This window comes from Pedobacter westerhofensis (assembly GCF_900182595.1).
Taxonomy (GTDB): Bacteria; Bacteroidota; Bacteroidia; order Sphingobacteriales; family Sphingobacteriaceae; genus Pedobacter; species Pedobacter westerhofensis.
On sequence record NZ_FXTN01000002.1, the window covers coordinates 167,135 to 182,039 of the forward strand.

Here is a 14,905-nt window from a genome sequence, read left to right on the forward strand (position 1 = left end):
AGGAACCTTACAAAAAAAAAGTTGGATGTGTCCCACCACATCCAACTAATTAAGCTTTCGCTCAAAAAATTCATTTTCTCCACTCACCGGAGAAGTATTAACAAATTTCTTCAAATATATGACAAATAACATATTGTCGCGCCGATATTCATGTAAAAATCTGGTTAGTATTATATTTACTCTTGTTTTGCTTCTTTTGAATTTATATTCTAAGGCTGAAAGTGCCCCGTTACAGGATCCTGATATCAAAATTTCGCTCAATGTGAGCAAAATGCCTGTGACCGATGTCTTAAAAAGGATTAATAAACTGGCGAAGGTAGACTTTGCCTATGGTTCTGATATTTTCAGATCGTCTGATATAGTGACTCTCAATGTTAAGGACGAAAAACTCTCAGTGGTGCTTAAGACGATTCTTGAGCCATTAAATATGCAATTTACTTTTACCGACAACCTGATACTCATCGAGTCAGTAAAAAACCGAAATAAGCCTGTGGCAGTAAAAACAGTGATCCCGGCCGCGCAGCAAACCCAGGTTAAAGGTACGGTAACAGATCACAAAGGATTGCCGCTTCCCGGGGTAAGTGTAAGGCTTAAAGGAGGGCCTGCCGCATCCAGCACCAATGCCGAGGGCAAATATACCATTGCCATTCCAGATGGCAGCGGCACACTCATTTTTACATTTATGGGCTACCTGGTGCAGGAAATTGCCGTAGCCGGAAGGACTGCCGCAGATGTGGTGCTCCAGGAGCAGTCGCAGGAACTGACAGAAGTTGTGGTTACCGCCCTGGGCATCAGAAGAGAAAAGAAATCCCTGGCTTATGCCGTGAGCGAAGTAGAGGGAGATGAGCTTACACAGGCCCGTGAAAATAATGTAGCCAACGCGCTTACAGGTAAAATTGCCGGTGTAAATGCTTCCGGTTTATCTACCGGTCCCGGCGGATCAAGCCGGGTGATCATCCGCGGGAACGGCTCGCTCAACGGCAGTAATCAGCCGCTTTATGTGATCAACGGCATGCCGATGGACAACAGTACCCCCGGCGGAAGCGCCACTTCAAATGGTGGTTCTGACGGGACTGGCAATGTAGACAGGGGAGACGGCATCGGTGGTATTAACCCTGATGATATCGAGTCCATCAGTGTCTTAAAAGGTGGAACGGCCGCCGCCCTCTATGGCGCCAGGGCTGCAAACGGTGTTATTCTGATTACCACAAAAAAAGGACATGCGCAAAAGGGCGTGGGAATAGATTATAACAGTACTTTCAATGTTGACAGGGTAATCGTTACGCCCAACTGGCAGTATGAATACGGTCAGGGCACCGATGGTACAAAACCCACAAGCCAGGCCCAGGCACTGGCCAGTGGCCGCCGCTCTTTTGGTGCAAGGATTGATGGCTCGGCCTTTATCGCTGCTGACGGATTATCCCATCCTTATTCAGCAGTGAAAGATAATGTGCAGGATTTTTACCAGACAGGAACATCATTTACCAATACGCTTGCCTTTACGGGTGGCAATGACAACCTCACTTACCGTTTTTCGGGCAGCGACCTCAACAGTAAAAGTATTTTGCCCAACACCACCTATAACCGCAAAACAGCCAATCTTAGCGTAAACGGCAAACTGGGCAAAAGAATAAGTTTCGAAGCACTGGCCCAATATAATATAGAGAATGCGCATAACAGGCCTACGGCAGGTGATGCGCTTGGCAATCCAAACTGGACCCCGCTGTTAGTGGCCAACACTACTGATATTGACTGGCTCAAACCAGGTTATGATGCCAACGGGAATGAAACGGCATGGAATGATGCCGCCATTGCCACCAATGGCTATTTTGTAGTGAATAAATTCAAACAAAAGGATACCAAGAACCGCTTTATCGGACAGGCTGGCCTTACGTTTCAAATCATCAGGAACCTGTCTGCAAAAGCCAGCGTAAGCCGTGATTTTTACAACTACGATTATGAGTATATCCTGCCCAGCGGCACATTATACACGCCAAATGGCCAGTATGCGGCATTAAAGGCCGATAACTCTGAAACCAACGGATTGCTTACGGTCAATTACAGTGGTAAGCTCAGCAGTGATTTTTCATTGAATGCACTTGCGGGCGGCAACCAGCAAAGGTCTGTATATAACCTGCTTACTACCACAGGAAGGAATTTTACGATCCCCTATTTTTACAGTACCACAAATCTTTCTACCATAGCTTCAGTGCCAACCAATAATCGCACGGCCATTAATTCCTTATTTGCTTCGGCAGATGCTGGCTTCAGAGGCTATGCTTTTTTAACCGTAACCGGCAGGCAGGACTGGTTCTCCACCCTCAGCCCGCTGCATAACAGTCTTTTCTATCCTTCGGTAGGCGGAAGTTTGGTATTGTCTGATGCTTTCAAATTGCCCCGGCTGATCAGCTTTGCTAAATTGAGGGCCTCATGGGCACAGGTTGGGGGAGGTGCTCCCGATCCCTACCAGATCAATCTGGGATATACCAGTCAGCCCTCTTCGGGCCAGCCCATACAAAACGTGACCAGCACCACCATCAGCAATAAAAACCTGCAGCCCTATACCTCAACCACTACCGAGGCCGGCGTAGATGTTAAATTGCTGAACAACAGGCTGGGAATAGACCTTACCCTGTACAACCGCAAAACTACAAACGATATCGTTTATACGGCCATTAGCGGAACCACGGGATTTAACAACGTGATCCTCAACGTGGGCGAACTGGATAACAGGGGCATCGAAGCCATGTTTACCGGCAATCCCATCAAAAGCAGGGATTTCTCCTGGAACCTGAGCTACAATGTATCCTACAACAAGAATACGGTGCAGAAACTGAGCGAGGGGCTCAACCAGATCCAGGTGGCCTCATCAGTAAACACCTACGCTTATGTGAATAATATCGTAGGCCAATCGTACGGTTCCATCGTGGGCACAAAAATGGCGAAAGATGCCAGTGGCAACACAATTTTTAACGCAACCACCGGTTTGCCTGTGGCTACGGGGCTGGAGGTGCTGGGCAAAGGGGTAGCTCCCTGGACGATGGGTATTACCAATGATTTTCATTATAAAGAATTTACGCTGAGCATTCTGATCGACGGCAAATTTGGCAACAAGATCTTCTCCCTGATGGATGTTTACGCCACCAGGCTGGGATTAAACAAAATGACACTTCCCGGCAGGGACGGGGGGCTTACCGTTACCGGGGTAACTCAAAGCGGTGCAGCGTACAGCAGGTTTATCCCGGTAAGCGGGCTACAATCCTACTATGACAACTACAAATCATATACAGACCTGTTTGTATACGATGCGGGGTTTGTAAAGCTGCGGCAGGTGATCCTGTCCTATGCGCTGCCGGTAAAAAAGATCGCTGCACTGCAGTCGGCCTCCATATCGCTGGTAGCACGTAACCTGCTTACGCTCTTCAAGCAAACGGATAATTTTGATCCCGAGCAGAGTTATACCAATTCTTCAAGTCAGGGATTTGAATCTATTGGCCTGCCAAGAACAAGAACTGTGGGCTTAAATCTGATGGTTAAATTTTAATGAAAGAGGTATGAACAGACTTAAATCACAACTCATTCTTGCACTCATTTTCTGCCTGCTGTTCTCATCCTGCGATAAGGGATTTGAAGAGATGAACACCAATCCCAATGCCTCGCCGGTAGTTAATCCCGAATTTACCTTTACAAAAGCGCAGCTTGACGGTGCTGCAAACACACTCATCCTGTTACAGGGAACAATGCAGTATACCACCAGTTTTAATGATGTTGCCGGTTTTGGGGCAAAATATGTGCTCAGCCAGCGCAGCGCAAGTTATCTGGCCTTTACCAATGCCTATCCCAAAGAAATCAACGAGATCATTTCTGTGATCAACACCGTAAAAGATAACCCGGCACAGAGCAATCTGCTATCGGCCTCCAGGATCTGGAAAGCCTATATATTTAGCCGGCTGACGGATCTGTACGGAGATATTCCCTATTCAGAAGCGGGCAAAGGCTACACGGATGCGATCTATAAACCCGTTTACGACACCCAGCAGAGCATCTACTTTGACTTGCTTAAAGAACTGGATGAAGCTGCCGCGGCTTTTGATGCGTCAAAAACTACATTCGGACAGGCTGACCTGATCTATGGTGGCAATATCGCCCCATGGAAAAAGTTCGCCTATTCGCTGATGCTGCGCCTGGCGATGAGAATGACTAAAGTTGATCCGGCAAATGCCGAACTATGGGCTAGAAAGGCAATCGCCGGCGGTGTAATTCTTGACAATGCAGACATAGCAAAAGTAAACGGATATGTGGTTACCGGTCAGGATATCAATAAGAACCCGCTGGCACTCAATATGCTCAACTCGGATTATATCCAGGCCAACGGAACAAGCAATACTGAAGGCGGCAAGTTTCAGGATGTGTTTATCAATTCACTGAAGGCCAACCGAGACCCGCGCCTCGCCGTGCTGTCGGTAGTTTATGTAAACGGACGGGCAGATACTTCTGCTGCCGTTCAAAAGGGAATGTCTGCGATGCTGGGCTCCAAGCCATCTGATTTTGTCACTTATTCTGAACCTAACCAGCGCACGATCCTCCAGTTAAACAGCCCGTATCTCCTGCTTACCAATGCAGAAACAAACTTTCTGCTGGCCGAAGCTGCATTGAGGGGCTGGTATACCGCAAACTCTGCCAGTACGCTCTATGAAAATGGTATTACGGCATCCATGCAGCAATGGGCATTATTCGGCCCGGCAGGCATCATCAGTGCTGACCAGGCCAATACATATATCAGATACCACAAACTGCCGGTTTCCGGTACCATGGCCGCGCAGCTGGAGCAAATCTATAACGAATTCTGGATAGGGGTTTATCCCAACTCGCAGGAGGTTTTCGCTACTTACCGCCGTACCGGATATCCGGCGCTGGTACCAAATAATTATGTAGGCAACGCCACGGGGGGCAAGATCTTCAGAAGGATGGAATATCCGATTACTGAGCAGAACCTGAATGGCGAGAATTACCGGGCGGCAGTTGCGCGCCAGGGTCCCGATGATTTCCTAACCAGGATGTGGTGGGATAAACTATAAAACACAAAAATAAATACTATACACAATGAACAAGTTTTTCCTTTTTTGTACAGCCGCTTGCATGTTTGGTTTTTCGGTGCAGGCGCAGCATTACAGTATCGTGATCAAAGGCGGCCACGTGATTGATCCCAAAAGCAATATCGACAAGGTGATGGATGTAGCCATACTGAATGGCAGAATCGCTAAAGTGGCTGCAAATATCAGCACAGCTGATGCAGCGCAGGTAGTAGACGCAAAAGGACTGTATGTTTCACCGGGGCTAATCGATATGCACTCGCATAACTTCCAGGGCACTACTCCAGACCATTATCTGAGCGATGGCTTTCACGCGCTGAATCCCGACGGATTTACTTTTCGTGTGGGCGTAACCACGGTAGTTGATGCAGGCAGCTCTGGCTGGAAAAGCTTCCCCAAGTTTAAACAAAACGTGATCGACCAGTCGAAAACACGCGTACTGGCCATGCTGAATATCGTTGGCGAAGGCATGCGCGGGGGAGCATATGAGCAGGATACTACTGATATGAACTCAAAAATGCTGGCAATGGTGGCTAATAACAACAAAAAGATAATTGTAGGCATCAAGGTGGCGCACTATGAAGGACATGAGTGGACGCCTGTAGATCATGCTGTAGCAGCAGGTAAGAAAGCCAATATTCCGGTGATGGTAGATTTTGGAGGTGCCGAGCCTGCACTGCCACTGGAGGAACTTTTAATGACGCACCTGCGTAAAGGGGATATCTTTACGCATTGCTTTGGTGCGCTGGCACCGTCAAGGGAAGAGATGATCGATAAAGCTACCGGCAAGGTAAAACCTTATTTTTATACAGCCCGCAAGAAAGGGATTATCTTTGATGTGGGTTACGGAGGGATCAGCTTTGCCTATTCTCAGGCGCTGCCCGCCATGAAAGAGGGTTTTTATCCGAATACGCTGAGTACAGACATCCATACCGGAAGTATGAACAATGCGATGAAAGACATGATGAGCGTAATGTCTAAATTCCTGAATATGGGCATGCCTTTAAAGGATGTCATCAAAGCTTCTACATGGGCACCTGCACAGGCCATCCAGATGGAAGAACTTGGCAACCTTTCTGAAGGCTCACCTGCCGATGTAACTGTTTTTGACGTCCGCAAAGGTAAATTTGGTTTCTTTGACTATACCGGGCATAAAGAATCAGGAACGCAGAAGTTTGAGTGCGAGGTTACCATCAGGGATGGTAAAGTGGTTTATGACCTCAATGGAAATACTACGCCGATTGCTTTAGGCAAGGGCGATCATTAAATTTGAATAATTATAAAAACACTATAGATGAAATTGAACATTAAAAGCAGCCTGCTGGCATTGGGCATCACATTTTTAGCCTCTGCTGTAAATGCACAGACGATCCCGAAAGAAGAACTGATTTACCTGACGTCTGACTGGAAAGGCGAACGTTTTCCTGATGGAAGGCCACGCATCCCGGACGAACTGCTGGAACGTGCAAAAAACGTAGGTATCGAAGAAGCCTGGACTATCCTTAACAATGAAGGCTACAAGTGCCAGTTTGATGGCGGGTTTAAAATGGTGCACGATGATCAGCCCTTTGTGGGCAGGGCGCTTACCGCTGCCTATATGCCATCGCGGCCCGACCTTGAAAAAAACATCAAAGACCGCGGCACCAAACAGGGAAGAAAAGGAAATACCAATGCCTGGGCAATAGATATGTTAACCAAAGGCGATGTATACGTAGCGGATGGCTTTGGCAAAATCGCCGAAGGAACGTTGATCGGTGATAACCTGGGCAACTCCATTTTCGCAAAAACGGGTACGGGAGTAGTTTTCAATGCTTCGAGCCGTGACCTTGACGGGCTGAGACAGATTAAAGGTTTCAATGCTTTTGTGCGCGACTGGGACCCCTCTTACCTGAAAGATGTGGTGCTGACGGGGCTAAACACCCCAATCAGGATTGGCCGGGCGATTGTGCTGCCGGGCGACCTGGTGATTGCTAAAAGCGAAGGGGTGATCTTTATCCCGGCGCACCTTGCAGAAAAAGTTATCCTTACGGCAGAATTTATCAGCCTCCGTGATACTTTTGGTATACAAATGTTAAAGGAAGGCAAATATTCTACCGGAGAAATTGATAACCAGTGGACAGACAAAATCAAGGAAGATTTCCTGAAATGGCTGGATAAAAACCCTGGCAAAATACCAATGAGCCGCGCCAAGCTTGATGAGTATATGAAGGGCAGGACCTGGTAAAGTAATCAGCAATGTGATACTTCTGTGTATCACATTGTTTTATCTTTGTATATGATCGATCAGCATTCAATAGAGACTTACGCACCGGAGATATCCGCCAGGAATGATAGTGCGGGCGGTTATTTCGTAGCCGTACGCCTGGAGGATTTTTCTGCCGCAAGTGTTGCTGCAACGGCAATATACAGCCGTAAAGATTTCTACAAGATCTCTCTGATCAGCGGTAATGCTTCCTATTTTCACCGCGGGCAGGAGTACCGCTTTAGTCCTGAAGACTGGGGACTGATCTTTACCAATCGTGACGATCCCTATCGCTGGGAAGTACATGAAGGTACCTGCAGCGGGTACAGCTGTATGTTTACAGAAGATTTTTTGCCCTTGCACACTTATCTGAGACCGGCCGACTGGGCGGTCTTTAACGGCAGCTCACAATCGGTATTTATTTTAAAAAAGGAAGAACGGGTTCTTTTTGAAAGCCTTTTCAAGAAAATGATCACTGACCAGGCTGCAGTTTATACCCATAAGTACGACCTGCTGTTTCTATATGTACTGGAGTGTATCCATGGGGCACTAAAGCTTGAGCCCGAAGCAGAGCCACGCAAGCAAACTGCCGCTACGCGGTTGACAGATTCATTTAAAAGCCTGCTGGCGGGCCAGTTCCCGCTGGTTTATCCACATCAGGAAATAGCCCTGCGCAGCGCACAGGATTTTGCCGGCCGCCTGGCCGTACATCCAAACTCTTTAAACCGTGCGCTGAAGGAAGTAACAGGGCGCACCACAAGCCAGCTGATTAATGAACGCATGATGCAGGAAGCCCGTGCCCTGCTGCTGCATTCCAACTGGACAGTGAGCCAGATCAGCAACAGCCTGGGCTTTGAAGAGGCTACCCATTTTACAAGAGCCTTTCGCGCACATACCGGGCAAACGCCATCTTCCCTGCGTTAATCATCCTGTTCTTTATCGTTCTGGTTTGATTGTGGTCTGCATTGGTTTGAATGGGGCTAACCCCTGCCATCAGCCATGGGCTAAATTTGTCTTGTTATTAATTAATCAGACAAAAATGAAAACATGGTTTATTACCGGAACTTCCACCGGACTGGGAAGAATATTAACAGAAAAATTATTGGAACAAGGGCACCGCGTAGCTGCTACCCTGCGTAAACCTGAGGCCATCAGTGATCTTAAAGATAAATATGGGGATAGGCTCTGGATCGCCAGGCTGGATGTAACTGATACGCAGCAGATCAAAGCGGTAGTGAAACAGGCTTTTGAAGAGCTCAAACAAATTGATGTGGTAGTAAATAACGCGGGCTACGCTTTGTTCTGTGCTGCTGAAGAAGCTAGCGATGAGCAGATCAGGCAACAAATAGATACCAATATCCTGGGCTCTGTTCAGGTGATCAGGGCTGCCCTTCCATATCTTCGAGCCCAGGGCAGTGGCCGCATCCTCCAGTTCTCCTCTGCCGGGGGACAAACTACCTATCCAAACTTTAGCTATTACCATTTAACAAAATGGGCAGTAGAAGGTTTCTGTGATACGCTGGTCAAGGAAATCACTCCCTTAAATATTGGGCTTACCATTATTGAGCCGGGCGCGCACCATACATCGTTCGCGGCAGCCTTGCACACTGCACCTGTAATGGAGGCTTATGATGCTACACCAGCAGGTGACGTACGCAGAGCGGTAGCGTCTGGCGGTTTCCCTATCAAAGGGGATGTAAACCATACGGTACAGGCGGTGATCAACTCTGTAGAGGTTTATCCTGCACCGCTTCGCTTAGCTTTGGGAGGGGATGCCTACCGGGATGTAAGGGCGTCCCTGGTATCGCGGCTGGAAAGCCTTGACAACCAGAAGGAACTTGCGCTTGCCAGTGAATTGAAAGATTAATATGTGTTATCAGTGCCGGCTCTTATACTTAAAGCCGGCATTGATACTTTACAATTGTAATCAAAAGAATACTTTCTGATGAGCCTGTGTTTGCTTACATTGATAGCTGGAAAATACCTGATATCATATGGGAAAAACACATCAATACACTGAGGGCGTACCTGCCATTGTAAAAGCACCGCGATTATTATCGCTGGATTTCTTCAGGGGATTTACTGTTGCCTCCATGATCCTGGTGAATAACCCCGGCAGCTGGGCACATATTTATGCCCCGCTTGAGCATTCTGTGTGGAATGGCTGTACCCCTACAGACCTGGTGTTCCCATTTTTCCTATTCATGGTAGGAGTATCCATAATATATGCGATGGAGAGCCGTAAAGCTATACCCCAGTTGCACGCTGCACTGTTGCTCTCTGTTTTGCGCAGGTCCCTAACCATCATTTTGCTTGGGATGTGCCTCTCACTGATCTGGAAGTTTGACCTTTCCCATCTCCGTATTCCGGGCGTGCTCTTCAGGATCGGTGTGGTGTTTGGGATCAGTGCCCTGATCTATCTTAAAACCAGTGCCAGGGCACAGCTGTATATCGCTGTGGTTTTACTGCTGGGCTATTATATCCTGATGTGTTTTGTGCCGGTGCCGGGTTTTGGCCCTGCCAATCTGGAGCCTGCAACAAATCTTGGCGCCTGGCTGGACCGGCTCATATTTACTGAAAACCATCTCTGGAAATTCTCCAAAACCTGGGACCCAGAAGGCTTGCTGGGAACATTGCCTGCTATTGGTACAAGCCTCATTGGTATTCTTACGGCTACCTGGCTGAAAAAGGGGAACCTGAAAACTGTGAAAGACCTGGGAACGATCGCCGGAACGGGTACAGTGCTGGTGGTACTGGCACTGATCTGGAATTTGTTTTTCCCTATCAATAAATCATTGTGGACAAGTTCCTTTGTACTGCTTACCGGCGGCCTGGGGATCATTATCCTTTCGCTATCCTACTGGATTATTGATGTGAAAAAACATCAGCTGTTGATCTGGCCTTTTGTAGCTTTTGGCCGCAATGCAATTACTGCATTTGTGCTTTCAGGCATGTTGCCGAGGTTGTTGTCTTTTATTCCTTTTACTTCCAAAGGGGAGAAGACCAATATCTGGGCGTATGTGAACCACGAGATCTTTGTGCCAAACCTGTCAGCCAATAATGCTTCACTGATCTCTGCTGTTACGGTAGTGCTGCTGATCTTTATCCTGATATGGTGGATGTATAAAAAGAACGTGATAGTAAAGGTCTGAAAGGGCAGGGCGCAAGGAGAGCAACCTGCGCCTGCCCATTACAAAATCACTTTGTGCCGCTGCTGGCACTATTGCTTTTTGCAAGCAGTTTTGCACTTTGCGCCAGGTTGATGAACTCCGCGCGGAAGCCCTCTTCGTCTAATCCTTTAGCCGTTTTTGCCCTGGCAATCAGGCTGTCGAAATCTGATTTTTGCTTAAATTCCGAATCACGCAGCAGCATGCCCAGCTCAGCTACCGCGCTGGCAAACCTAAAGTCGGCACTTGCTTTTGAAAGCTGCAGGTTGACCTCTGTCACTGCTACCTGTTTCATTTTGCTTTTGTCGCCGTCCGGAGCTTTATACCTAAACTTTACGGTAAGCATTTCGGCGGAGGCGTTCCTGATTTTGTTTTCTTTAGTACGCTGATATTTTAGCGGGTCGACACTTGTGCTAAAGTTATCTTTAATTCCCGCAGGGATAATCTCATATAAAGCGGTAATGGTGTGGCCAACTCCCATATCACCGCCAATTTTCTGGTCGTTATTAAAATCTTCTTTTTCCATCAGGCGGTTTTCATAGCCAAGTAAGCGGTAGGCCTGCACCTTACCGGGATTAAATTCAACCTGGATCTTTACGTCTTTGGCCACTGTAAACAGGGTGGCACCAAATTCGGTCACCATAGCTTTTCTTGCTTCAGAGATATTATCGATATAGGCATAGTTCCCATGGCCTTTGTCGGCCAGTGTTTCCATTTTGCTATCTTTCAGGTTGCCCATTCCAAAGCCCAGAACAGACAGGGATACACCGCTTTTTCTTTCGTTCACGATCAGCTGTTCCATGTCCTGGTCGCTGGATGCCCCTACATTAAAATCGCCATCGGTAGCCAGTATAATCCTGTTATTTCCTCCCCTGATAAAATTCTGGCGGGCAATCTGGTAAGCCAGTTTAATGCCCTCGCCACCGGCGGTTGATCCCCCGGCACCAAGGTTCTCAATGATATCCTTGATCTTCATCTTCTGACTGGCGGGGGTACTCGGCAACTGCAAACCCGCGGCTCCGGCATAAGTTACTATCGCTACATGATCTTTGTCGCGCAGCTGGTCAACCAGCAGCTTCATTGAAGTTTTTACCAGTGGTAACTTGTTGCTGTTTTCCATTGAGCCCGATACATCAATCAGAAATACAAAATTGGACGCCGGCAGCTTATCGGTTTTTATAGATCTTGCTTTCAATCCTATCCTCAACAGGCGGTGCTGCGGGTTCCAGGGAGCCGATGCCAGCTCAGTATGAATGGCAACAGGATCTTCATTTGCGGGGCCGGTCATATCATAATGGAAATAGTTGATCATTTCTTCGATTCTTACCGCATCTTTGGGGGGCATATTCCCGGTGCTGATCATCCTGCGCACGTTACTGTAAGATGCAGCGTCTACATCGATAGCGAAAGTGGAAAGGGGAGTTGTTGCAGGATTTAAAAAGGTATTTTCAGTGATGCCTTTATACGATTCAACGTTTGGGGGATAATTGCGGAAAATCGGAACCTCTGTCATGCGCTTTGCAGGGGAGCGGTGACTTTTTGCGTTCCCATAGGCAGTAACTACCACTTCAGTCAGTGCATTACCGGCTTCATCCATCCACACATCCAGCCTGTCAGCTTTTCCAATCTTCCTGTTTTGCTGTTGATATCCGATAGCAGAAAATACAAGCATGCTGCTGCCCTCAGGTACAGCAACCGAGTAATGCCCTTTCAGGTCTGTGGTGGCCATCAACCTTGTTCCCTCCGCTAAAACAGCTACTCCGGGCAATGGTTGGTTGTCTGCTTTGCTGTAAACTGTTCCGCTGATGCTGCGGGTGCTGCTGATCCTAAATCCTGCCAGGCTAAGAAAGAGCATAATCAAATAAATATTTCTTTTCATGTTGTTGATTTTTGCCGGGGGATGCATCATGCTAAATAATTCCACAAACTATCTGTAAAAATTTTTATCTTGCTTTAAATGACCTGGTTCAGCAACTCCAAAAAATCCGATCCTATAAATGATGAGTTGCTGCTGAACCGTTATCTTAAAACAGGCGATCTTAAATTGCTGGGAGAATTATTCCAGGGCCACTCATCAATGGTATATTATGTCTGCAACCGTTATTTACAGGATACTGAACTCAGTAAAGATGCTGTGATGCAGATCTTTGAAGAACTCATTGTGAAAGTGCACAAGCAGGAGATCCGGCAGTTTGGCAGCTGGTTATATGTGCTTAGCCGCAACTATTGTTTAATGCAGCTACGGTCCGGCAAAAAAATGCAGTATGTACCTTTTGATGATTTTGTGAAATTTCCGCTGAGTTTGCATCAGGAAGACCAGGAAGGAAAAGAAAGAAACCTTACAGCCCTGGAAGAGTGTCTGAAAAAGCTGCCGGAGCGGCAGAAAGAGAGCCTGAGCCTGTTTTTCCTCAAAGAAAAGTGTTACAAGGAAATTGTGGATTTTACCGGGTACAGCTTAAATGATATCAAGAGCTATATCCAGAACGGGAAAAGGAATTTGAAAATTTGTATGGACAAAAATCGTGAAAAATAGCAAAGCCGATATATCGCTGATCAGGAAGTACCTTAATGGGGAGCTGGATAGCCAGGCTATGTACCGGCTGGAGAGGGAGGCGCAGGATGATCCTATGCTAATGGATATGATACAGGGTATGGAAACTGGCAACAGGGAGGCGGACGAGCGTACGCTCAGGGATATTGATCAGCTGATTATTAACCGTGTTGCAGCTGCCGGTAAAAGCCGTAAAATGACTTCCTGGAAGGGCTGGATTGCAGCGGCATCACTTGTATTGATTGGTACCATCGCATGTTTGTGGATATTCAGAACGCCTCAGCAGGATAAGTTGAGGAAGAAGCAAACTGAGCAGGCCGGCAGGTTGGGCAAGCAGGCAGGCCCTGATACGGCGGATATCGTTAAGGAGGGCAGCAGCTTTAAAAATAAAGATCAGTCTTTCGTGGCGAGAAGCCCGCAACTCAAAAATCCGGTAATTCACAAATCCGGCTCTAATAAGCCAGAAATTGCTTTCCAAAATACCGTTGTGCGTAAAAATCCTGCGGTTCAGGATATTCCTGATTCTGCAGTCATAGCTGGCCTGGCCGGAGCTGGGGCGGCTGTAGATATGATGAACAATCATGAGGGCTTAAGTGAGGTTGTGGTCACCGCTTACGGCGCACAGAGAAAAAGAGCTGCCCGTTCTGCTGCGATTATGGAAAAATCAGATACCCCTTTAACTGCGCTCGCAAGCAAAGCAGCACCGCTGCCGCTAAAACTTGGCAAAGCCCATCCGGTCGTTGGCTGGGATGCATATCAAAAATACCTGAAAGATAATGCCACGCTTCCCTCTGGCGAAAGGGGAAGTGTAACCCTTGTGTTTTTAATTGAAAGTGATGGTTCTCCTGCGCATGTAATCGTAATTAAGGGTATGAACAAAGAAGCTGACCGCAAGGCGGCGGACCTGATCCTTCAGGGCTCCAAATGGACTGGTGATCAGGAAGAAATAGACAAAATGATCACCATAAAAATTAAGTTTCATTAGTTTTAATGCTCATCGCGGGAGGGAAGCAGCCGTAGATTATGGTTTTATTCTTTTTGCTAAATCCAGTTGAAGAGCACGTATATCTGCGATCACAATCCCGGCCATTGTTTTGGCCCCAAGAACGCTGAAATGTGTGTCGTCTGCCTTTCCATCCGGGTAGTTAGAATTTTCACCTGCCTTTAAGTGGTTGTAAAACTTTTTTGAGCCTTCGGGCCCTTCCTTTGTAAGCACTGCCTGGCTTTCCCTGTCAAGATCAATCATCGGTACATGTAGTGTTAGTGCCACTTTGCGCACAATCGCAGCGTAAACTTCATGTGTTCCTTCCAGCTGTCCTGCTGCGTTAAATTTACGGCGGGCTGCGGGAGTAATCAGTACAGGTTTGGCATTTTTATATTTTACATCCTTTACAAAACGGCTGAGGTTTGATGCAAACTCATCTTCAGTGGTAAAACTTTTTTTTGTGGGCACTTCGTCATTATGCCCAAACTGAATCAGTACATAATCACCGCTTTTCAGGCTGTCAGTAATCGATTTCCACAAGCCCTCTGTGATAAAAGTTTTGGTACTGCGCCCATTTTTGGCAATGTTTTTTACGGTGACGCTGCTGTCAAAGAAATCGTGAAAAGGCATTCCCCATCCTGTTTCAGGATAAGCTTTCGTTTCTTTATCTGCCATCGTTGAATCCCCGGCAAGGTAAACTGTAATGTGTTTGGGAGCCAGGAGAAAAGACATCGCAGATATTGCCAGCGCTGCGAGAGTGATAAGGATAAGGTGTTTTGGTGGATTTCTTCTCATAGGAATGTATTGTACTTATTTATGGTAATTTCCTGTATGACAGTTGCAGAGGCTATTGATTTTTCTTTTTTA

Annotated in this window: 11 protein-coding genes; 9 read left to right on the forward strand and 2 right to left on the reverse strand. The window is 47.1% G+C overall.

From position 1 onward, the window contains the following. Nucleotides 1-196: 196 nt before the first annotated feature. The 7 genes from FN831_RS03470 (at nucleotide 197) to FN831_RS03500 (ending at nucleotide 10,487) form a co-directional block, all read left to right on the forward strand. The gene (locus tag FN831_RS03470) at nucleotides 197-3,544 is read left to right on the forward strand and encodes a SusC/RagA family TonB-linked outer membrane protein (RefSeq protein ID WP_246101326.1); all 3,348 of its coding nucleotides are present in this window, start codon (nucleotides 197-199) and stop codon (nucleotides 3,542-3,544) included. A 10-nt stretch (nucleotides 3,545-3,554) separates the two neighbouring features. After that, entirely contained in the window at nucleotides 3,555-5,078 is a 1,524-nt protein-coding gene (locus FN831_RS03475) for a SusD/RagB family nutrient-binding outer membrane lipoprotein (protein ID WP_142526827.1), read from the forward strand. Between the two features lie 25 nt (nucleotides 5,079-5,103). After that, a complete protein-coding gene (locus FN831_RS03480; RefSeq protein ID WP_142526828.1) occupies nucleotides 5,104-6,360 on the forward strand; it encodes an amidohydrolase/deacetylase family metallohydrolase in 1,257 nt (418 codons plus the stop codon). A 27-nt stretch (nucleotides 6,361-6,387) separates the two neighbouring features. Next, complete coding sequence (locus FN831_RS03485) at nucleotides 6,388-7,317, forward strand: RraA family protein (protein ID WP_142526829.1); 930 nt, start codon at nucleotides 6,388-6,390, stop codon at nucleotides 7,315-7,317. Between the two features lie 51 nt (nucleotides 7,318-7,368). Beyond that, nucleotides 7,369-8,259, forward strand: a complete 891-nt coding sequence (locus FN831_RS03490; protein ID WP_142526830.1) for a helix-turn-helix domain-containing protein — start codon at nucleotides 7,369-7,371, stop codon at nucleotides 8,257-8,259. Between the two features lie 115 nt (nucleotides 8,260-8,374). Beyond that, a complete protein-coding gene (locus FN831_RS03495) occupies nucleotides 8,375-9,202 on the forward strand; it encodes an SDR family oxidoreductase (protein WP_142526831.1) in 828 nt (275 codons plus the stop codon). Between the two features lie 127 nt (nucleotides 9,203-9,329). Beyond that, nucleotides 9,330-10,487 (forward strand): acyltransferase family protein, encoded by a 1,158-nt coding sequence (locus tag FN831_RS03500; RefSeq protein ID WP_142526832.1) that lies wholly within the window; start codon nucleotides 9,330-9,332, stop codon nucleotides 10,485-10,487. Between the two features lie 46 nt (nucleotides 10,488-10,533). On the opposite strand, the gene FN831_RS03505 is transcribed toward FN831_RS03500, so the two are convergent. Further along, complete coding sequence (locus FN831_RS03505) at nucleotides 10,534-12,381, reverse strand: vWA domain-containing protein (RefSeq protein ID WP_142526833.1); 1,848 nt, start codon at nucleotides 12,379-12,381, stop codon at nucleotides 10,534-10,536. Between the two features lie 78 nt (nucleotides 12,382-12,459). Here FN831_RS03505 and FN831_RS03510 point away from each other — a divergent pair, with 78 nt between their 5' ends. Both FN831_RS03510 and FN831_RS03515 read left to right on the forward strand, forming a co-directional pair. Continuing rightward, entirely contained in the window at nucleotides 12,460-13,035 is a 576-nt protein-coding gene (locus FN831_RS03510; RefSeq protein ID WP_142526834.1) for an RNA polymerase sigma factor, read from the forward strand. After that, nucleotides 13,025-14,038 (forward strand): energy transducer TonB, encoded by a 1,014-nt coding sequence (locus FN831_RS03515; RefSeq protein ID WP_142526835.1) that lies wholly within the window; start codon nucleotides 13,025-13,027, stop codon nucleotides 14,036-14,038. The genes FN831_RS03510 and FN831_RS03515 overlap by 11 nt, the downstream gene beginning before the upstream one ends. A 36-nt stretch (nucleotides 14,039-14,074) precedes the next feature. On the opposite strand, the gene FN831_RS03520 is transcribed toward FN831_RS03515, so the two are convergent. Continuing rightward, nucleotides 14,075-14,833, reverse strand: a complete 759-nt coding sequence (locus FN831_RS03520) for a rhamnogalacturonan acetylesterase (protein ID WP_142526836.1) — start codon at nucleotides 14,831-14,833, stop codon at nucleotides 14,075-14,077. Nucleotides 14,834-14,905: the final 72 nt, after the last annotated feature.